The sequence below is a fragment of the Ignavibacteriota bacterium genome (genome assembly GCA_016212665.1).
Taxonomy (GTDB): domain Bacteria; phylum Bacteroidota; class Ignavibacteria; order UBA10030; family SZUA-254; genus FW602-bin19.
On the sequence record JACREZ010000011.1, the window covers coordinates 35,153 to 56,149 of the forward strand.

The 20,997-nt window shown below is 43.5% G+C and carries 19 protein-coding genes and 1 pseudogene; 15 read left to right on the forward strand and 5 right to left on the reverse strand.

Going from position 1 to position 20,997, the window contains the following annotated elements:
* Positions 1 to 240 precede the first annotated feature (240 nt).
* From HY960_03800 to HY960_03870, 15 genes and pseudogenes are all read left to right on the forward strand, one after another.
* A complete protein-coding gene (locus HY960_03800; GenBank protein ID MBI5214852.1) occupies positions 241 to 2,136 on the forward strand; it encodes a DNA primase in 1,896 nt (631 codons plus the stop codon).
* 63 nt (positions 2,137 to 2,199) lie between these two features.
* Positions 2,200 to 3,240, forward strand: a complete 1,041-nt coding sequence (locus HY960_03805; protein ID MBI5214853.1) for a glycosyltransferase family 9 protein — start codon at positions 2,200 to 2,202, stop codon at positions 3,238 to 3,240.
* 2 nt (positions 3,241 to 3,242) lie between these two features.
* Positions 3,243 to 4,064, forward strand: a complete 822-nt coding sequence (locus HY960_03810) for a DUF3108 domain-containing protein (protein MBI5214854.1) — start codon at positions 3,243 to 3,245, stop codon at positions 4,062 to 4,064.
* 11 nt (positions 4,065 to 4,075) lie between these two features.
* Entirely contained in the window at positions 4,076 to 5,035 is a 960-nt protein-coding gene (locus tag HY960_03815; protein ID MBI5214855.1) for a hypothetical protein, read from the forward strand.
* Positions 5,036 to 5,099: 64 nt separating this feature from the next.
* Entirely contained in the window at positions 5,100 to 5,333 is a 234-nt protein-coding gene (locus HY960_03820) for a hypothetical protein (GenBank protein ID MBI5214856.1), read from the forward strand.
* A complete protein-coding gene (locus HY960_03825; protein MBI5214857.1) occupies positions 5,330 to 5,596 on the forward strand; it encodes a Txe/YoeB family addiction module toxin in 267 nt (88 codons plus the stop codon). The genes HY960_03820 and HY960_03825 overlap by 4 nt, the downstream gene beginning before the upstream one ends.
* A complete protein-coding gene (locus tag HY960_03830) occupies positions 5,593 to 6,561 on the forward strand; it encodes a CPBP family intramembrane metalloprotease (protein ID MBI5214858.1) in 969 nt (322 codons plus the stop codon). The genes HY960_03825 and HY960_03830 overlap by 4 nt, the downstream gene beginning before the upstream one ends.
* Positions 6,552 to 7,490 (forward strand): phosphatidate cytidylyltransferase, encoded by a 939-nt coding sequence (locus HY960_03835; protein ID MBI5214859.1) that lies wholly within the window; start codon positions 6,552 to 6,554, stop codon positions 7,488 to 7,490. Before HY960_03830 ends, HY960_03835 begins: the two co-directional genes overlap by 10 nt.
* On the forward strand, positions 7,490 to 8,851 hold the full coding sequence (rimO, locus tag HY960_03840; protein MBI5214860.1) for a 30S ribosomal protein S12 methylthiotransferase RimO: 1,362 nt from the start codon (positions 7,490 to 7,492) through the stop codon (positions 8,849 to 8,851). Before HY960_03835 ends, rimO begins: the two co-directional genes overlap by 1 nt.
* Positions 8,848 to 10,143, forward strand: coding sequence for a GWxTD domain-containing protein (locus tag HY960_03845; GenBank protein MBI5214861.1), 1,296 nt, complete (start codon positions 8,848 to 8,850; stop codon positions 10,141 to 10,143). Before rimO ends, HY960_03845 begins: the two co-directional genes overlap by 4 nt.
* Positions 10,144 to 10,171: 28 nt before the next feature.
* On the forward strand, positions 10,172 to 11,647 hold the full coding sequence (locus tag HY960_03850; GenBank protein ID MBI5214862.1) for a BamA/TamA family outer membrane protein: 1,476 nt from the start codon (positions 10,172 to 10,174) through the stop codon (positions 11,645 to 11,647).
* Positions 11,648 to 11,729: 82 nt separating this feature from the next.
* Positions 11,730 to 12,386, forward strand: a complete 657-nt coding sequence (locus HY960_03855) for a ribonuclease HII (protein MBI5214863.1) — start codon at positions 11,730 to 11,732, stop codon at positions 12,384 to 12,386.
* Positions 12,383 to 12,733, forward strand: a complete 351-nt coding sequence (locus tag HY960_03860) for a YraN family protein (GenBank protein ID MBI5214864.1) — start codon at positions 12,383 to 12,385, stop codon at positions 12,731 to 12,733. Before HY960_03855 ends, HY960_03860 begins: the two co-directional genes overlap by 4 nt.
* A gap of 171 nt (positions 12,734 to 12,904) precedes the next feature.
* Positions 12,905 to 14,758 (forward strand): annotated as a pseudogene (locus HY960_03865) (carbon starvation protein A).
* 52 nt (positions 14,759 to 14,810) lie between these two features.
* A complete protein-coding gene (locus HY960_03870; protein MBI5214865.1) occupies positions 14,811 to 16,541 on the forward strand; it encodes a PAS domain S-box protein in 1,731 nt (576 codons plus the stop codon).
* Between the two features lie 92 nt (positions 16,542 to 16,633).
* On the opposite strand, the gene HY960_03875 is transcribed toward HY960_03870, so the two are convergent.
* From HY960_03875 to HY960_03895, 5 genes are all read right to left on the reverse strand, one after another.
* Complete coding sequence (locus HY960_03875) at positions 16,634 to 17,812, reverse strand: hypothetical protein (protein ID MBI5214866.1); 1,179 nt, start codon at positions 17,810 to 17,812, stop codon at positions 16,634 to 16,636.
* Positions 17,813 to 17,931: 119 nt separating this feature from the next.
* The gene (locus tag HY960_03880) at positions 17,932 to 18,636 is read right to left on the reverse strand and encodes a trypsin-like peptidase domain-containing protein (protein MBI5214867.1); all 705 of its coding nucleotides are present in this window, start codon (positions 18,634 to 18,636) and stop codon (positions 17,932 to 17,934) included.
* A 167-nt stretch (positions 18,637 to 18,803) separates the two neighbouring features.
* Positions 18,804 to 19,469 (reverse strand): hypothetical protein, encoded by a 666-nt coding sequence (locus HY960_03885; protein ID MBI5214868.1) that lies wholly within the window; start codon positions 19,467 to 19,469, stop codon positions 18,804 to 18,806.
* The gene (locus HY960_03890) at positions 19,438 to 19,827 is read right to left on the reverse strand and encodes a hypothetical protein (protein ID MBI5214869.1); all 390 of its coding nucleotides are present in this window, start codon (positions 19,825 to 19,827) and stop codon (positions 19,438 to 19,440) included. Before HY960_03890 ends, HY960_03885 begins: the two co-directional genes overlap by 32 nt.
* Positions 19,828 to 20,211: 384 nt before the next feature.
* The gene (locus tag HY960_03895; GenBank protein MBI5214870.1) at positions 20,212 to 20,928 is read right to left on the reverse strand and encodes a YebC/PmpR family DNA-binding transcriptional regulator; all 717 of its coding nucleotides are present in this window, start codon (positions 20,926 to 20,928) and stop codon (positions 20,212 to 20,214) included.
* Positions 20,929 to 20,997 lie beyond the last annotated feature (69 nt).

Consider the following 20,997-nt stretch of genomic DNA (forward strand, 5'->3'; position numbering starts at 1 on the left):
CTGAGTAAAATAATTTTAGATTGCGTGCGTCCGTCTGGGTAAAAACTTTCAATACGATTGTAACGGATTGCCTCAAATGTTCGATTGCGAATCGGACGCTACGATTAAGACTTATTAAAACCCTCCTGTGTTGGTGTTTAGGGGAAACTCGTACACTATTTCGAGTTTGTTTCCCTTCCTCTTCTTTCTTACATTTTCATACCAACAAATTAACCAATCACCAATTAACTACTCACTAAGTTGAGATTTGCTCCCGACAAAATAGAAGAAATCCGTATTGCAACCGATATTATTGAACTCATCGGTGCGCATGTGCAATTGAAGCGGCGCGGGAAGAATTACACCGGGTTGTGCCCATTCCATGTCGAGAAGACTCCGTCGTTTTCGGTTTCATCAGAGAAGCAGATGTTTTACTGTTTCGGATGTGGAAAAGGAGGCAACGCATTTTCCTTCATGATGGAATACGAAAAGGTGTCGTTTCAGGAAGCGGTGCGTGCGTTGGCGGAGAAAGCGGGCATCGCTCTTCCCGTGTATGAATCAGAACAGGAAGCGCAAGCAAATCAATTCGAGGAACTCTACCTCGTTTGTCAGAAGTCGGCGAGATTTTTCTATCAAAACTTAACCGAAACGGTGGAAGGGAAATTCGCTCTTGAATATTTCCGTCACCGGGGATTTCGGGATGAAACGATTCGTCAGTTCGGACTTGGTTATTCGATGAATACGTGGGACAGTCTTATCAAGTTTGCTGAGAAGGAAAACATCTCAACTGATATGTTGCATCAAGCCGGACTTGTGCGAAAGCGGGACGATGGTTCGTTCTATGATTATTATCGCGGGCGTGCGATGTTCCCGATTTTTTCTCCGACAGGACGTGTGATTGGTTTCGGCGCGAGAAAGATGTATGAGGATGATGCGATTGCAGGAAAATATATCAACTCGCCTGAGACACAAATTTACAACAAAAGCAGAGTTCTCTATGGACTTTTTCAAGCGAAGGATGCGTTACGTGAACATGACAATGCAATCTTGGTTGAGGGCTACGCTGACCTGATTACATCGTTTCAAGCCGGCGTAAAAAATGTTGTCGCATCAAGCGGAACAGCGCTGACGCCGGAACAAATTCATTTGCTCAGTCGCTACGCGAAGAAAGTAACGATTGTGTATGACGCCGATTCTGCCGGCTCGAATGCCGCACTGCGCGGTGTTGATATTATTCTCGAACGTGGAATGGATGTTCGCGTTGCATCGCTTCCCGAAGGAGATGACCCGGACAGTTTTGTGAAGAAACAAGGTGGCGAAGCATTTCAGGAATTGCTCGATGAATCGGTTTCGTTCATTGATTTCATGGCGCAATCGTTCGAGCGGAAGGGATTGTTTGATTCGCCGGAAGGACAAACGCAGGCAGTCCGTACGATTGTACAATCAATTGCAAAAATCAAAGACGAACTGAAGCGTGATTTCTTCATTAAAAATCTTGCAGAAAAATATCGTCTGTACGAGACGACGTTGTATCGTGAGTTGGAGAAATCTCTTGTAGAAGAACAGAAGCGTTCGCGAGTTGTTGCAGAATATGATAAGACCACAACAACATTCTCCCAACCTGCGATTCAACCGAATTCTGTCAAGTCTCAAGAATTAATCATCCCGAACAATGAGAAAGAGTTAACACGAGCAATGTTGGAGGGGGGCGAAACAGTTACCCGATTTGTGTTTGAACATCTTACTCTCGACGAATTTTTACATCCGAAGACACGGGCGATTGCACAACATCTTCTTTCCGTTATGGAAGAAGGTCGCACTATCGAGCCGTCATCGTTCATTAATGAATTGGAAGATGAACAACTCAAACAGTTTGTGACAACGATTGTCTTTTCAAAATACCACATCAGCAAGCGATGGGAAGAATCGGGCGCAAACTTAGAGCAAGGCGAGCCGATGAAAATCGCTGTTGATGCAATCATCCAAATGAAAAAACAACAGATTGAAAAACTCATCGAACAGAATCAACAGGAACTCAGACAAGTAGCGCAACGAGGTGACGATGTTGTTCCGTACCTCGAACGAAATAAGGAATTGATTGAGGCGAAGCGGAACTTGGAATCGAACGGATTGGTGGAGAGAAAGGCGTTTGAATAGTGAGTAACTCATTGCAAATCACTCCCCTTCACCGTATATTAAGCCGGTTTTTGAAACTCTCATTTGAAACAACACGAACAACGATTTCTCATCATCCGAACTGACCGCATTGGAGATGTTCTTCTCACGCTTCCGATGGCGCAAGTCATCAAACAGCAATTTCCGAACGCGCATGTGGCAATGCTCATCCGAACATACACGAAGGAACTTGTCGAGGATAATGAGTTCGTTGACCAAATCCTGTACTATGACGAAGATGACGGTGTGCTGACTCCCTTTGCTCAGTTGGTTAGTTCGTTGCGCTCACAGAAATTCGATGTGGTGATTCACACGCAACCGCGACCACGACTTGCATGGGCAACTTGGTTTGCCGCAATTCCCGTTCGCGTCGGAACGGGTTACCGGTGGTATTCGTTTCTGTTCAATAAGAAAATGTATGAGCATCGGAAAACAGCACAACGGCATGAACTTGAATACAATTTACAGTTGTTGTCGGTTGTCGGTTGTTCAGTTGATGGCTTACATATTCAACCATCATTAATCGTACATCCTGAATCAACGAATCGAGTCAACAACATTCTTGAGCGACTTGGAATTCAACCCGAAGAGAGAGTCGTTGTGCTTCATCCGGGAAGCGGCGGTTCTGCGCGGGATTGGAGCGCGAAAAAGTTTGGCGAGTTGGCTCAGCGACTCGGAAACATTCCGAATGTTCGTGTGGTTATTACAGGAAAGAAAAATGAAGAGCAACTTGTGAATACAGTGATGAATTTAGCCGGTACGAATGCAGTTCCGCTCATCAATTTTGAATCGTTGCGTGATTTTGCCGCGATAGCAAAACGTGCGACGTTGTTTGTCGCCAACTCAACGGGACCGATTCATATTGCGGCGGCAGTCGGAACGTATGTGATTGGATTGTATCCACAAATAACGGCACTCAGCGCTGCGCGATGGAGTCCATACACGAATGCAAAAACAATTTTTTCTCCGGATGGAAAACCGGCAGATTGTAAAAAATGTCTTCAAGCAACAACGTGTGAGTGTATGGAGACGATTTCAGTTGAAGATGTGTATCAGAAAGTAAAAAGAGTTTTAGGGAAAAGTTAAAAATGAAAAGTGAAAAATTAAAAGTTCTTTTGTTGTGTTTGATATTTCTGTTTGTTTTGCAATCATTTGCACAAGAGCAGAAGGATTCACTCAACGCTATTTCATCGGACACGCTTCGGAAGATACCGAACAAGGCGTTCGCCGCAGGTGAAATTCTGAAATTTGATGTGAACTATGGATTTGTCACAGCGGGTGAAGCTGTCATCAAAATATCGGATGTCATGCACAACGGACGTAAGTGTTTCAAGGTGGATTTTGAGGTTGACTCAAAGCCGTTCTTTGATTGGATTTACAAAGTGCGTGACCGTTACTCTACAATCATTGATGCGGAGGGATTGTTCCCTTGGAGATTTGAACAGCACATTCGCGAAGGCGGGTACACGAGAGATTTCATTGCAGACTTTGACCAAGTTCATCACTTCGCACACACAACGGAAGGAAGCCACCCGATTCCGCCGTATGTTCATGATATGCTCTCTGCGTTTTTCTTTGCTCGTGTCGTTGACTTTTCAAACTACAAGCCGGGAGAAAAACTTCGCCTGCAAAATTTTTATAAAGATTCTACCTACGAACTCGATGTGAAGTATAAAGGGAAACAGGAAATTGAAGTTGAGGCGGGAACATTTAATTGCATCGTGGTTGAACCGTTGGCGCGTGAAGGCGGACTGTTCAAAAGCGAAGGAAAGGTGAACGTGTGGCTGACTGATGATGAACGAAGAATTCCGGTTCAGGTCAGTACGAAAGTAATCATCGGTTCGATTGATGCCGAGTTGATTGAGTACAGCGGCATCAACGGTCCGATTCCATCAAAGATTGATGATTGAGGAACATACGAATGGCATATCAACAAATTGATTTGAAGAAAGTCAAGACAATTTCAATCAAAAGCAGGAAGAGTAAAGTCAAGGCAAACCAGTTTGCTCACGTGTTCGACCCGAAGCAACAATCGTTTGATGATTTTGTTCGGTCGTTGCCGCACATTCTCGTTGCAGAAGATTTGAGAAAGTTTGTAGATGATGTTGAAAAATCGGTGAAGCGAAAGAAACCGGTTGTTGTCATGCTCGGAGCACACGTGATTAAAGTCGGATTGAATCCGTTGTTGATAGATTTGCTCGAACGGAAAATCATTTCCGCCGTTGCGATGAACAGCGCGGCGGCAATCCATGATGTCGAAACGGCGATGTGGGGAACGACTTCGGAAGATGTCGAGGAAACTATTGTTGACGGAACATTCGGTATGTCGAAGGAAACAGGTGAGTTCATTAACGGCGTTCTCACAAATGCTTCGAGGAAAAGTACAATCGGATATGGAGAAGCATTAGGAAAGAAATTGCTCAAATCTCGAAACTCGAAACTCAGCATTCTCGCTTCCTGTTACCGACTTCAAATCCCTGTGACTGTTCACGCGGCAATCGGAACAGACATTATTCATCAGCAACCGACGATGAACGGAGCGGCAACAGGTGAAATGTCATTTCGGGATTTCAAAGTTCTTTGCAATGTTGTGAAAGATTTGCAAGGCGGCGGAGTTGTCTTGAACATCGGCTCGGCTGTCATTTTGCCGGAAGTATTTTTGAAAGCAATCACTGTTGCACGGAATCTCGGTTACAAAGCGAAGGGGTTTACGACGGCAAACTTTGACATGCTTCAACATTACCGCCCGCGCATGAATGTATTGTTCCGCCCGACAAAAGGCCATGGCAAATCTTATGCTTTTACGGGACATCATGAAATCATGATTCCGCTTCTGTGTGCGATGATAAAAAATCAACTCTCAAACCAACCAATGAACTGAATCTTTCGGTCAGGTTAGATTTGAAAATCTCAGTATATTATCAGGAACTATAAATAAGGTATCTATGGAAATGACACTTCGTATGAATGCGGGTCAACTTAATTCCGAACTTCTTGAGAAGATTCAAGACATGTTTCGGGATAAGGAAATCGAAATTACCGTGAATGAGATTGACGAGACAGAGTATTTATTCCGTTTTTCAGAAAACAAACGACGCTTGCTGAACGCGATTGAGAATGTTGAACTCGGGAAAAACCTTATTCATGTACCGCTGAGTGATATTGAGAAAGTAGCGTGAGGAATATTTTCTTTGAAAACAGCGCGTTCAAGGATTTTACTGAATGGGGAATCCATGACAGGAAACTCCAACAGCGCATTGCACAACTTATACTTGAAATTACGCGAACTCCTTTTGAAGGGAAGGGAAAACCCGAACCGCTCAAACACATAAAAGGAGGCTACTGGTCACGCAGAATTAATGATGAACATCGTCTCGTTTGCAAAGTTACTGAAGAGGCGATAATCATCGTATCATGTAAATATCATTATGATTTGAAATGACCGAGCCGGAACTTCCTCTTCAGGAAAACGTTGAACAACCGCAACTCGTTCAACAGTTTCTTCCTCGAACATTTTTGGAGCGGCACGGAATTCATCCGGTACTCTTCGCTTTTATTTCTCTCATCTTGATTTTTATTCTCTATCAATTTGTCGGAAGTCTGATAACGTTCTTGATTTTCGGAATGGACCTGACGAAAGCAAATGTTACGGGATTACGAATTGCGACAGGAATCGGTCAGATACTTTTTATTTTGGTTCCGACATTTTTCCTTATTCAGTTCGTTACGTTTCGCCCGACAGAGTACATGCGGTTAAAGGCGCCAGACCCGCTTGCAATTGTTCATGCCATTGTCGGAGTGTTTTCCCTTCAGCAACTTCTTCAAGTCTATCTCTACTTTCAGGAAAAAATACCTCTCCCCGAATTCGTCCGGGAATTTCAGGACAAATTCAAGGTGATGTATGAAGAGACGTATAAAATGCTCGCGGGTTCACAGTCGGTTCCTGAGTTGCTGTTCGTTATTCTTATCATCGCCGTGTTACCCGCAATTACGGAAGAATTTTTCTTTCGAGGACTGATTCAGCGAAGCATGGAGAAGGGATTAACGCCGACGGTCGGATATGTTCTGACAGGATTAATTTTTGGCGCGTATCATCTCAATCCTTTTACCTTGATTCCGCTTGGCGCGTTGGGAATATATCTCGGATTTCTCACCACAAGATCGGGAAGCATTTGGGTCTCCTCAGCCGCGCATTTTTTCAACAACGCTCTCGCGTGTATTGCGCTGTACCTAAACATTGACGACGAAGCAATTCTTACAAGTGACCCCGAAGCGATGACAACGAATGATGTTCTCATGTTGTTTGTGCTGATGCTCTTCATCTTTTCTGTCTCCACATATTTATTTTTGAAAACCACCGCGACGAAGGAAACAGTTGTGCAAGAACCAAAGGACATGTGGACATGAGCAATCACCTGAAACGACTTCTTGTCGCGCTCGTTGCAATTCCGGTTATCATCTATGTGACCATCAAAGGTGGATTTGTTTTCTTTCTGTTTGCTACCTTGATTTCTTCATTTGCGTTGCTTGAATTCTACGGACTTGCCAAAGCAAAAGGAGCGCGTCCGTTAAGAGCACTTGGTTTGATTACCGGGTGTTTTGTCTTGCTTGCATTTTTCAACAATAACTTGTTTGAATTGTTTGGCAATTGGTTTGGTAGCGCACCCAAATCCGAGTCACAATTTTTGTTGATTGTTTTTCTTACTGCAATTCCTGTGATTGGTTTGGTTGAGTTATTTCGGAACAACGGTTCGGCGCTCAACAATCTTTCGACAACAATCTTCGGGGTTGCGTACGTCTCGTTGTTTTTCGGAACGCTTGTCGGTGTGCGAGAAGTGTTCACACCGCTCCATGTTCCTGTAGTGCGGTTGATGCCGTCAGAATTTATGAGCACTGAACTGAACGAACGATTGTATCTATGGGGCGGCTACACGGTTGTCTCAATCTATACAATGATTTGGGTGTGCGATTCTGCGGCGTATTATGTCGGTAAATCAATTGGAAAGCATAAATTATTTCCACGCGTCAGTCCGAATAAGAGTTGGGAGGGTGCGATTGCCGGATTTTTGTTCGCAGTTGCAACTTCGATTGCGGCAAAATATCTTGTGCTTGATTATCTACAACTTCAACAAGCGATTGTGCTTGGAGTGATTGTCGGTTTATTCGGTCAACTTGGTGATTTATTTGAATCGCTCCTGAAGCGGGACGCAGGTGTGAAAGATTCATCGAATATCATACCCGGGCATGGCGGCATTCTCGACCGTTTTGATAGTTTGCTTTTCGTCTCGCCGATTGTGTATCTTTATTTAGATTTTGTTGTCTTTAGTTTTAATTGATGTCCAAAAAAGAAAAAGTTCACGTCCTTACGTTGGGTTGTGAAAAAAATACTGTTGATTCCGAAGTGCTGATGAACCAACTCAGGTTGAACGAGATGGAATTGACGAACGACCCGAATCGCGCAGACACGCTCATCATCAACACATGCGGATTTATTCAGGATGCGAAGAACGAATCCATCGAGACGATTCTTCAAGCGGTTGAACGGAAAAAGCATGGCAAACTTCAGAAAGTCGTTGTCATGGGTTGTCTTTCGGAACGATACTCGATTGAATTGCAAAAAGAAATTCCTGAAGTAGATTTGTTCATCGGCGCAAACAAGATGGACAAAGTCGTGCAAGCGCTCGGTGGAGATTACAAATATGAACTCCTCGGCGAACGGATTCTTACAACGCCAAAACATTTTGCCTACTTGAAAATCTCGGAAGGATGCGATAGACCGTGCGCGTTTTGTGCAATTCCGTTGATGCGTGGAAAACATCAAAGCAAATCAATTGAAAAACTCATAAGCGAAGCAGAAAATCTTGCGTCAAACGGAGTGAAAGAACTTATTCTCATCGCTCAGGAAAGCACCTACTATGGTCTTGACTTGTACGGCAAGCGAACGCTTCCGCAATTGCTTGAGCAACTAAACGGAGTAACCGGACTCGAATGGATTCGGTTGATGTACGCGTATCCATCGCAATTTCCGCTTGAAATTTTAGATGCGTTCATTGCAAACGAAAAGATTTGTCGCTATCTCGATATGCCCGTTCAACATATTTCTGACTCTGTGTTGAAATCAATGCAACGCGGAATCAGTTCACGAGCAACTCGAAATTTGATTGAAACAATTCGAGCGAAAGTTCCGAACATCGCGTTGAGAACCACAATCATCGTCGGCTATCCGAACGAAACAGAAAACGATTTCAATGAACTTGTTGAATTCATCAAAGAAACAGAATTTGCCCGGCTCGGTGTTTTCACCTATTCACAGGAAGAAGATACATCGGCGTTTCCACTCGGCGACCCGATTCCTTTTGAAGTGAAGGAAGAACGAAAACGAATCATCATGGAAACTCAAAAAGAAATATCGCTACGGAAGAACGAAGAATTGACAGGAAAGCAACTTCGTGTTTTAGTTGATGAAAAGCAGGGCGATGTTTCGATTTGCCGAACGGAACGAGACGCTCCGGAAGTTGACAACTCAGTCATGGTTCATTCTTCCAACGAGTTTGCCATCGGCAACTTCTATGAAGTTGAAATCATTGATGCGGAGGAGTATGATTTGTTTGCAATACCTGTTGGAAAAGAAGTTCGAGGAGAAGAAACTAATGTTCTACAAAATTCGTTGAGAGAGGAGAAAGTGTTTTGGGTATGAAAAGAGTTTATTGTTTTTTGTTTGCAGTTTTTTGTCTGACAACATATTCAATCGGGCAGGATAATCGCCCGCACGCGATGATAGAAGCAGACTTACCGCATTTCTTCCTCGATATTTTGAACTTCGGCTCAGATAGCGTAGGCGTGAGTAGGGTGGATGCGTATGTTCAAGTGCCGCACGAAATGTTATCGTTTGTAAAATCCGACAATCTGTTTCGTTCAAGTTACGAAGTGACAATAGATGTCCTTGATAAAGAGGGAAACCTTGTCAATGAGAAACTCTGGACGGAAGAACTTTCAACTGAAGATTATCAGGAATCCGTTTCTCCGACAACCGGGAAGATGAGTCAAAAAACATTTTATCTCAAACCGGATTCGTACGAATTTGTAGTGCAAATCCGGGATGTGGAAACGCGGAAATTGAATCAGGTCAAGAGAGCTGTGAAGGTCAGGGAGTTTTCAGAGAACCTGACGCTCAGTGATGTCATGGTTGTCAAACAACTAAATAAGGAAGAGGAGAAAACGGTTGTCGTACCAAACATTGCCGCTACGATTGGAAGCGCACCGGAAATGATTTCGTTTTTCTTCGAGGCGCGTTCGAAAACTCTTCCGCTTGAAGCAAAGTTTATCCTTACCCTTTCAAGTAAACTCGGTGTTGTCGTGCGAACCGACACGTTGAAAAAATCGCTGACGAAATCCAAGCAATCGTGCTTCATGAATATTTCAAGCAACGCGCTGTTAGCCGGGGAATATACGCTTGACGTGAAAGCATACATTCCCGACAGTTCTGATAGTTCGTTGATGAAAGAAGTGAGTAGTGTTTCGAGGAGACTTAATGTTCGGATTCAAGGATTGCCTGTATCAGTGAATGATATTGACCTTGCGATTGACCAACTTCAATATGTTGCGGAGAAGGAAGTGATTGAAGAAATGAAAGCGGCAGTCGCGGAACGGAAGCGCGATTTATTTGTAGAGTTTTGGAAGAAGCGTGACCCGACGAAAGAAACGGAAGTCAACGAGTTGATGCTCGAATATTATCAGCGTGTCGAATTTGCCAACAAAAATTTCAGCCACTATCAGGAGGGCTGGAAGACGGACAGAGGAAATGTGTATATCGTTTTTGGAGAGCCGAACAACATCGAGCGGCATCCGTTCGATATTGATTCGAAGCCGTACGAAATCTGGACCTACTTTGAAATGAACCGGGAATTTGTGTTCGTGGATGAAACCGGCTTCGGCGATTACCGCTTGCGAAATCCTATTTGGGATACGTGGCGAACGCGCTACCGCTAATTCCTGACTGAATTGTTATTGTCGCACTGTGAATCAGAAAATAATATTTTTGTTGTTGGTTTGCTGGTTGACGGTTGACGGTTATTCTCAGGGAGTTGTTGGCGAAATAATTTTGGAAGGCAATTCAACACTTTCCACAAAATTTCTTCTGGAACGATTTGAAACGCGTGAGGGAGATTCTCTTCAAAAAGAATTGCTTGAACAGGATATTGATGATTTGATTTCTGAGTATGAATCAATCGGGCATCCGTTCGCGGCAATTTCCGTCAAATCAATTGAATCCTATCAAGAACAAAACGAAACCCGACTTAGAATTACCTTAAAAATCGAAGAAGGAGAACTTGTTCACATAAAAGAAGTTCGTGCTTCCGGAAATAAAGAGACAAAGGAATATGTCATCGTTCGGGAGGCGAAGATAGGTATGAACGAAATTTATGATGAGCGGAAGGTAAAAATCATACCTCAACGATTGAATCGGCTGAACATATTTTCCCAGGTGAATGAACTTGTATTGACTATGAATGATTCGGGAGGAGTTCTCACAATTCCTGTGGAAGAAGGAAATACAAATACGTTTGACGGGGTGCTTGGATATGTTCCGGGTTCTTCCGGTGAGGATGGATTTCTCACCGGCTTGGCAAACGTTTCGATGCGAAATCTTTTCGGAACTGCGCGCAAGTTGAATGTTCGTTGGCAGAAAGAGCGTACAGACGTTCAGGAAATTATTCTTCATTATGTCGAGCCATGGTTTTTCAATTTTCCTGTTGATGTTGGAGGAACATTCAAGCAGAGACAACAGGACACGTTGTATGTCAGCAGACAATTTGAAGTTACGGCGTATGTCCGTTTGTTTGATGAGTTCACACTCGGAGGAGTCTTTTCACATGAATCTGTAATCCCATCGAATAATAATGCAGGATTGCAAATTGTTGAATCGAAAACGACAACAACAGGAATAGAACTGCACTATGATACTCGTGATGATATGTTCAATCCAACAAAGGGAGTTTATTATCGAAGCGATTATCGTATTGGAAACAAAACTTTCGGTGCAAACGAAGCGGCGGTTCAGAAACTTGCTCTGGATGTTGCGGTGCCTGTTGAAATATTTCAACGACAAGTGCTTTCAATTGAATTACACGGAAAAGAATTGCTTGCCGATAACATTGGAATCGGTGAAATGTACCGACTTGGAGGCACGACAACATTGCGCGGTTATAAGGAAGGTCAGTTCATCGGTTCACGTATCGCATGGACGAGTGTGGAATATCGTTTTTTGTTGAGTCGGCGTTCATTTTTCTTTGGATTTTTAGACGGAGGATATTACTTTCTTCCCGACAATCAAGCACAAGGAATTGCATCTTCACAATCATTCAAATATGGTTACGGCATCGGAACGCGAATCGAAACGGGAATCGGTTTGCTCGGAGTCAGTTTTGCTTTTGGAGAAGGAGATTCGTTCTCGCAGGGGAAGATACACTTTGGGATTGTTAATGAGTTTTGATTCGCTTGGTTACAGGTTGCAGGTTTGTGGTTACTGGTTTCATTCTTACATTAAACCACCAATGACAAATGACCATTGACGAATGACAAGGAATAAAGAACGAAGAACAAAGTACAAAGTACTAAGTACAAAGTACGAACAGCAATATTGGAACGATGGAATATTACATGTTGCAGGTGTTGATGAAGCAGGACGTGGACCGCTTGCGGGTCCGGTGGTTGCCGCGGCTGTAATCGTTCATAAAAATATCTCGATTGATGGAATTGATGACTCGAAGAAATTGAATGGTAAAAAGCGTGATGAACTATTCGAGTTGATTCAAGAAAAAGCATTGAGTGTCGGTGTGGGAATTGTTTCTCATGTGCTCGTTGATGAAGTGAACATTTTGCAAGCAACATTCAGAGCAATGCACGAAGCAATCGAACAACTGAAGCCGAAGCCACAGCAATTGCTCATTGACGGGAACAGATTTTCCGGAAAGGGAATACCGTTTCAGACAATTGTGGATGGCGATGCAAAATGTTTTTCCATTGCCGCCGCTTCAATTATTGCCAAAGTTACCCGTGACAGGTTAATGATTGAATACGACGAGCAATTTCCCCAATATGGATTCGCACAGCACAAAGGCTACGGAACGAAACAGCATATTGCCGCAATCAGGAAATATGGATTGTGTGAAATTCACCGGAAGAGTTTTCATCTTCATGATAAGCAACTAACATTATTCGAGCGAGAATGAATCGTCGAAGACAAGGCGCACAAGGCGAAGCACTCGCTGTTGAATATTTGCAGAAAAAAGGTTATCGTATCCTCCGACAAAATTACAGATACGAACGAGACGAGATAGATATCATCGCACAAGAGAATGAAACACTCGTCTTTATCGAAGTGAAGGCGCGTCGTTCAACAAACTACGGTGCGCCGATTGAAGCAGTGACAGAATCAAAGCAGAAAACAATTCGCGCTGTTGCCGAAGGCTATCTTGCAGAAAATGAAATAGAAGATATCTCTTGTCGGTTTGATGTCATTTCGATTTTATACAAGAACGGTAAGCCGGAAATCGAACATTATGTTGACGCCTTTTAGTCAAGTCAAAAGTCAAAAATAAAAAGTAAAAAAATATCCGTTTTCTATTACTGGTTATTCGTTTTTACAAATGACGAATGACAAATGACTATTGACAAAAGCAGTTAAATAGTAAAGAACAATGAACCAAAAACCAAGACCAAAAACTAAAAACCCAAAACTCAAAACTGAATGAATGCTTTACCATTAATTATTGTTGCCCTTTTGGTGATGGCGATTGCCTATCGTTACTACAGCGCGTTCATTGCGGCGAAAGTTGTTGCTTTGAATGGCTCGCGGGAAACTCCGGCGCATACGCTGAATGATGGACAGAACTATCATCCGACAAACAAGTGGGTATTGTTCGGTCATCACTTCGCGGCGATTTCGGGAGCGGGTCCGCTGATTGGCCCGGTGCTGGCGACGCAGTTTGGGTTTCTTCCGGGATTCCTGTGGTTACTCATCGGTGTTTGTCTCGGCGGCGCAGTTCATGATTTTGTTATTCTTGCCGCGTCTATCAGACGAAAAGGAAAATCGCTTGCTGAAATTGCAAGGCACGAGGTTAGTCCGCTTGCCGGGTTGATTTCTTCGATTGCCATTCTCATCATCGTTGTTATTGCTCTTGCGGGACTTTGACTTGCAGTCGTCAACGCGTTGCGTGAAAGTCCTTGGGGAACATTTACAATCGCGGCGACAATTCCCATAGCGCTGTTTGTCGGATTGTGGATGTACAAAATCCGTCCGGGAAGAGTTGCAGAAGCAAGTATGATTGGTGTTGTTGGAGTGTTTGCCGCTGTCATTGTCGGCGCGTGGATTCCCGAATCTCCGCTTGCTGAATATTTTACGTTCTCGCGTGAAGGAATCATTATCGCAATTGCGGCGTATGGTTTTATTGCATCGGTGTTGCCTGTGTGGTTGCTTCTCTGCCCGCGTGATTATCTTTCATCATACATGAAAATCGGAACGATTGCCGCGCTTGTTATCGGTGTCATTGTTGTCCATCCTGAATTAAAAATGCCTGCAATTACCGAGTTCATTCATGGCGGCGGTCCCATAATTCCCGGAAAAGTTTTCCCGTTCGTTTTCATCACGATTGCGTGTGGAGCAATTTCGGGATTTCATTCGCTTGTCTCATCAGGCACGACGCCGAAAATGCTCAACAAAGAAACCGATGCCCGAATGATTGGTTACGGCGCAATGTTGATGGAAGGATTGGTCGGAGTGATAGCGCTGATTGCTTCAAGTTCGTTGTTTCCCGGAGATTACTTCGCCATCAATCTTTCACCCGAAAAATTCGCCGCGCTTGGTATGCAGACAGAAAATCTCGAAATGCTTGCACAGGAAGTCGGAGAACAAATTGCCGGACGACCGGGCGGAGCGGTTTCGCTTGCTGTCGGTTTCGCACAAATTTTTTCAGCAATCCCCGGAATGGCTGGGTTGATGTCGTATTGGTATCACTTCGCGATTATGTTTGAAGCATTGTTCATCCTCACAACAATTGATACAGGCACACGCGTCGCCCGTTTCCTTGTTCAGGAATTTGGTGGCCGAGTCTGGAAACCAATGGAGAAAACAGATTGGCTTCCCGGTACACTTCTCTCAACCGGTTTGGTTGTGTTTGGCTGGGGATATTTTATCTGGACAGGAAACATCAGCACGATTTGGCCCATGTTCGGAACGGCAAATCAACTGCTTGCGGCGGTAGCGCTCGCAGTTGCTACAAGCGCGATTATCAATGCAGGAAAAGTTCGATATGCTTGGGTAACGCTTGCGCCGATGCTGTTCGTTGCCACTACAACTCTCGTTGCCGGCTTCCTCAACATCACTGATAATTTTTTGTCGTTGACTTCAAACCCGAAAACAGCGACTCAAGGGTACGTTAATTCTATTCTTACAGGAATAATAATGGTTTGCGCTGTTATTATTCTCGTCGAAGCAGTGCGGCGTTGGTTTGCCGTGCTGGTGAAGAAGGAAATTATCAAAGACGGAAAACCTGTATCTCTCAAAGAAAGTGGTTATATTCCGTCTGAATATGGAATGAATTAACACAACCAATTAATCACGCAATTACATTGTCCGCACAACTTGTAATGTCATCATGCTCTACTATTATGTTTCGATAGCCTATACGATAATCAACCTGCTGTTGGCAGGAATTATTGTTGTCAAATCTCCGAAGAATCTGCTCAATCGCTTCTACGCGTTTTGTGTCGGTTGTTTGATTGTCTACGGACTTGGGAAGGATTTGCTCAGCGAGGGAGTGTTGCGCGGCGATGTGTTTGTGCGGCTCACCGAATTTCTCTTCTGTTTGATTCCATTTTTCTTTCTCCACTTCGTTGTCATTTTCCTGAGACGCTACGATATTCTGAAATCAAAAGTAGTCGTCATTGCAATTTATTCGGCTGGACTTTTGAGTTACCTGATGCTCGCAACGGGAATTGTCAGTCAATCGGAGACTGAAACAATTTCATCGTCGGGATTTATTTTTTACATCACGTGGATGTCGGTGTTCTTCAGCATCGGAGTCACGTTGTTGTATTCGTTGGTGAAGGGATTTGCCGAGCGAAAAGTTCAATCGAATCTTCTCTTATCAGGTTTTACTGTTCTCCTCGTTGTTCTTCCGGGACCGCTAACCTATTCTATTGCTCAAATTCTGACCGTTGGAGGTGCAGAGTGGTATGGAATAACTTCTGCTATTGCGTTACTCGTGACCGTGTATTTACTCTTCCGCCATAAAATCATGGTGACGGTATATGATTCCATCAAAGCCGCGTTGGTGGTGATGAATGATTTGTTCATTATGACTGACGAACAATTTCATATTGAAGTGGCAAACGGCTCTCTGACTTCAACACTCGGCATCTCTGAATCCGATATGCTCGGCCATTCGTTGATTGATTTTATCGAACCGAAAGATTACATCCCGACGTACCTGCATTATGTTCAAAAAAATAAAATGAGGGAAGGGCGATTCGACGCCGAGATGAAATCGAAAAATGGAAAAATTCATACGGTCAATTTTTCATTTTCTCCTGTGTTTGAGAATGAACAACTTGTCGGTTTCGTCGGGATGGGAAAAGATATTACCGAGCAAAAAGTGCTGGAACAACATCAGCGCGAAGCACAGAAACTCGATAGTATCAGCACGCTTGCTTCCGGCATTGCGTATGATTTTACAAAACTTCTGTCTGTTATCATGGGTTATGCTCGCCTGATTGACCTTGCCAAAACAGATGCAGAGACGCTTTCAAGCAGTTCGGACGAAATAAAAAAGAGTGTGCAGAAGGGTTCGGAATTGGTGAGACAGATTTCTGCCTTTGCCAGACAAACAGCGGACAATCTTGAAACAATTCAAGTAAAAAATACCCTTGATGAACTTTCAGTTTGGATGAAACAAACCATACCAATCAATATCAAGACATCATTACAAGTAGCAGACGAACTTCCTGTAATCAAAGCAGACAAATCCGTGTTGCTCCAATCTCTCCAAAATTTATGTTTGAATGCGCGCGACGCGATGATGCCGAATGGCGGAACTCTGATGATTTCAGCATCCGTAACATTCGCTGAAGAACTTTCACATCGTTTTGAAAGTACAACGGCGAAAAAGTATATCGGCATTTACGTGAAAGATACCGGGGTAGGAATGAGTAAGGAAGTCATTGGGCGAATCTTCGAACCATTCTTTACAACGAAGGAAAGCACGCAAGCCGCAGGCTTGGGACTTGCCGTTGTTTACGGAGTCGTCCGCAGTCACGGCGGGCATATTGATGTTGAGAGCGAGTTGGGGAAGGGGACGACGTTTTCGATGTTTTTGCCGATAGGATAAGATATTTGGTGCGACTCACTTATACCTCGAAGATTTAGAAAATGTTGGAGATGAAGACAAGTTTAATCGGAAAGTGAGTCGCACTTTCTAAATTAATAATACTCATTCTCATATTTAATGAGATACAGTGGCGTATTAAAAATATTCAGCCGTATTTCCTCGTCCATGTTGCCGTACTCATCAACAACATATTCATAATTACCGGACACATTCCCGTCAGCATCGGAAACACGAGCGTGTGTTTCAAAGCCGTCTTCATCATAAAAGGATTCAACTTTGCTGGTAAAGTTATACTCGACTGATGAAATACGTTTTCCTGCTTCGTTATATTTGTAAGTTGTTCTGCTGATAAACTTCCCGGAATTATCTGTTCGTTTCTTTTCGATGAGATTTCCGTTCGCATCGTGGAGATATTCTTCATACCAGAATACTTCTCCGAACGACGTCAGGTAAGTTCCAATCGTCACATTGCCGCGTACTTCAAACGTGGAGATGAGTTTACCTATCAGGTCTGATCCTTCACTGATAAAAACTTCACCGGAAACCGGGTTGTTCTCATCATCATAGGAAAGTTTAAATGAATTTTCCACTTCTCCCTCGTCGTTGTAGAATAGTTGTTCGATATGATTTTCCCGTTCATCGAAACGACCGACTGAACGGAGTTTTCTCTCTTCCCGTACTGTTCGATTTTCGAAATAATATTTCCATCCTGTGGATGATTTGAGGATAGGAAAGCGTGTCTTTGGTTGAGGCTGTGTGGAAGATGTTACGGCTTGATAGCGTTTGATTCCATCACTCGTAATTTTAACGATAACATTTTCTTTACCGATACGACGCTCAATCAATCGGAACGTGATGAGATTTCGTTTGGCAAGATACTCGGCAAAATCTTTTACCCGGCAGTATAATTTTCCCTCATAAACTTTATCCATTTGCTCAATCATCCTGAAGCGACAGCAATCAATTAACGACAGATGATTTCCTCGTTCCATCAAGTCGGACAATACCATGTCGGTCATTTCCTGCAAATCGTTGCTGATTGCTTCGATACCTTCGAGGGTGATTTTTGAAAAAAGAAAATCTTCACCCTTTTCAAATTTATGAATAAGTCCTGTTTCCTTTAAGGATTCACTGCACTCAAGCAATTCTTCCTTCGTAAATGAAGGAAAACTTTGGATGCGCGCATACAAATTCGACGTGCTGGTTGGATTGTTTTTATACATCGAATAAAGATGTTGTAAAAATTGTTTTTGTTTGTCGGTGAGGTTCATAGTTTTCCTTGTTCCCAAGTTTCCGCGTCTTAAACTTTACAAGTTATATTTTTCATTACTACGAAGGAGCTTGAGCGTCTTGCTTGACTCTGCCACGCGGGAGGGTAATGAAATTCATCTTATTGTTTCAAGTCCATCAATTTATTGGGTGATTTTCCATCTTTTGGATTGGAATGGCCCTTCAACTCCGAGTCAAGAATTCGAAGAAGTTCTATCGAGAACGCTCTGTTGATTCGGACTGGAACCCCGCCCCGAAGTGAAGTTTTCTCCCATCCCTCTCTTATCATCGCAATTACCTTACCAAAGCGATCGATGACTGGGCCACCTGAATATCCAGGGACAGCTTGTCCTTCAAATTCAATGAAGTCAACTTTTGTACCCTCTTCCACAAGTACAGATCCTCGTGCAGAGACAGTTGCCAACCTTATGATATATCTTGCGAGGGGTGTATCCCAACCAATGTAGTGGATTGTATCGCCGGGCTGTACTCGCGAAAAGTCCCCAAACTGTAAGGACGCAGGTTGAGATCCACCAGTTCTAATAAGGAAGGCGACATCGTAACTTGGGAGATTGTACTTAACAGTAACTCGGAACAATTGTTCCGGAGATCCAATGTAATTGAACCACAACGTGTCAGCCACAGCTACGTGGGAACAAGTATAAATTGATTTTGAATCGCCGGCAACAAATGCTGTCCCAATAGGAATTGAGTCTGTGGGTTCAAGGAAAACTCGGCCGATTGCATTTGATTCTAAGGTAACTTGACCCGATGCTGACTTGATACATAACAGAATATAGAGGCATACGATAGAAAGTATCTTCATTTGGAATCTCCATATGTTTGATTTTTGAACTTGTGGTTTGTTTATTTTGGTTTTGGTTGTCTTTTATTGCCTTGCAAATATACATCATTCACATTTTCAATCAAACAAAAAGCATACATCAGATGGAGTCCACCCGCGAGGTGGACTCCATCTTTACCGCTTTCTTCTTACGCTATCACCGCACTAACAATTTCGGTTTTTGGTCCGGCTTGTCCGGTGGGGTTTTGCCACCAACCGAGATAGTAAACAGTCTTGCCAATATCCGATGCATTGAATGTTACAACATACGGCGTTGCTGTATCCAAGACTAAAAAGCTCATCTCGGATTCATCTATCGGTGCGGGTCCGCCAACCTTTTTGTAAATCATACAGCCCAATACTCTTTTCGGTTTTGCTTTACTCTTGGGTGTAGTCTCATCAAAAAAGTGTATGGTATGTTGCAGATGAGCGCTCGTATCTATCCGAAACATCGGACGGGTAGTCGGTCTCGGCGCGGCAGTCGGTATGTTATCCGCCGGCGTAATTCCGACTTTCGTCTTCTGGTCGGGAGAGATAGAACTGTTGAGGTTGACTTTCTTCAAGACCGCCGAAAAAGTCTTTACCAAAAGCGCTCTCGTCTCATCTTTCTTCACCGTTGCCGCCCGTGCCGCAGTCTGTGCAAGAAGATGACTTCCGTAATCTCCATTCCACGCATTCACCGCATCATCAAGCGCTTGTTTATCGGCATCGGTAACTCCGTACGTTGCTGAATTATCAACAAGTTCTGTTTTTAATCCTGACAAAAGAGAGTTAAGCTGTTCGTCAGAAATGTCTCGTAAGTTTGGTAGTGCCATAAGTTTTTTCTCCTATGTTATTATTATTAAAAAAATCATTACGACTTGCACTACAAGCGTAAATGATTATGTGTTTGATGACGTACAAAACTCGTCTGCGGGAAAAGATTTCCCGAGCCCGGGAAATGAATTCCCACGCGCGGGGGAAGATTTCCTGAACCCGGAAAAAGTTTTCCCACATGCTGGGGAAGTTTCCCTGAACCCGGAGAAGATTTCCTGAGTCCGGGAAAAGATTTCCTCCATGCGGGGGAAGATTTCCTGCACACGGGAAAAGATTTCCCGCATGCGGGAGAAGATTTCCTGAACCCGGGAAATCATTTCCTGCATGATGATGTTGCTTATTTTCGGCTGTTTTCAACAATTATGTTGATTTACAGCCATTCGCAATCTGAAGATTGCGGCTACAATTATATTGTTGGGGAATAGATGGTGGGGGAGGACATCTAATCCGAACAAAACGTAATTCACCCTAAGCATACCTCACATGCTTTGGATTTTCTTAAATTATTTTGGTGGATTAGATTTTTTTACCCGGTTGCTGGGACCGAGTGGTGCAATGATACGAAAAGTTTTTTTGAAAGTCAAGAAAAAGAAAAGAGAAAAGAAGATGTTTTAAGTTTCAAGGTTAAAACCGTGTCACGGCAAAAGCAACAAGGTGCGACTCACATATTCTACAATACTCGACCAAAAAATTGAATAGTCTACAAATCTTGAAATGCGAGTGAGTCGCACGTCTGAACAATTACTCTGGAATTTTCATGTTGTGATACACAGCCTGCACGTCATCATCATCCTCAATCTGGTCAAGGAGTTTCTGGATTTCTTCTTGTTGTTCGGGCGAAACTGCATTTGTGGAGAGAGGAATTCGTTGTAACTCTGCGCTGAGAACTTCCACGCCTTTATCTTCCAACGCTTTTTGCATTTTCCGAAAATCAGCATACGATGTGTTGAGATAGGCTTCATCTCCATCAACAGTGAATTCTTCCAAGCCGAAATCAATCAGTTCTAACTCTAACTCATCCTTGTTGATATTTTTTGCAGAAATGGTGAACATGCCTTTTCGTTCAAAAAGAAAATCGAGCGAGCCGGTTGTACCAAGCGCACCGCCTGCACGAGTGTAATACATGCGGATGTTTGCCACTGTTCGTGTCGGGTTATCGGTCGCACATTCCGTAACGATGGCAATGCCATGCGGTCCGTATCCTTCGTATACCACTTCCTGAAAATCCGCCGCATCTTTTGATGCCGCCCGTTTAATTGCCGACTCGACATTGTCCTTCGGCATGTTCACATCTTTGGCATTCTGGATGACGAGACGGAGTCGCGCATTGCCATGCGGGTCAGGTCCGCCGGCTCTTACTGCAATTGCGATTTCTTTCCCGATTTTGGCAAATGTTTTTGCCATCTTTGCCCAACGTTTCTCTTTACGCGCCCGTCTGAATTCAAATGCTCGACCCATGGTATTTCAAGTTCCTTTGTTACTGATTATCTAAAATGTGTGCAAATATAGGGAAAAGCGAGGAGAGAG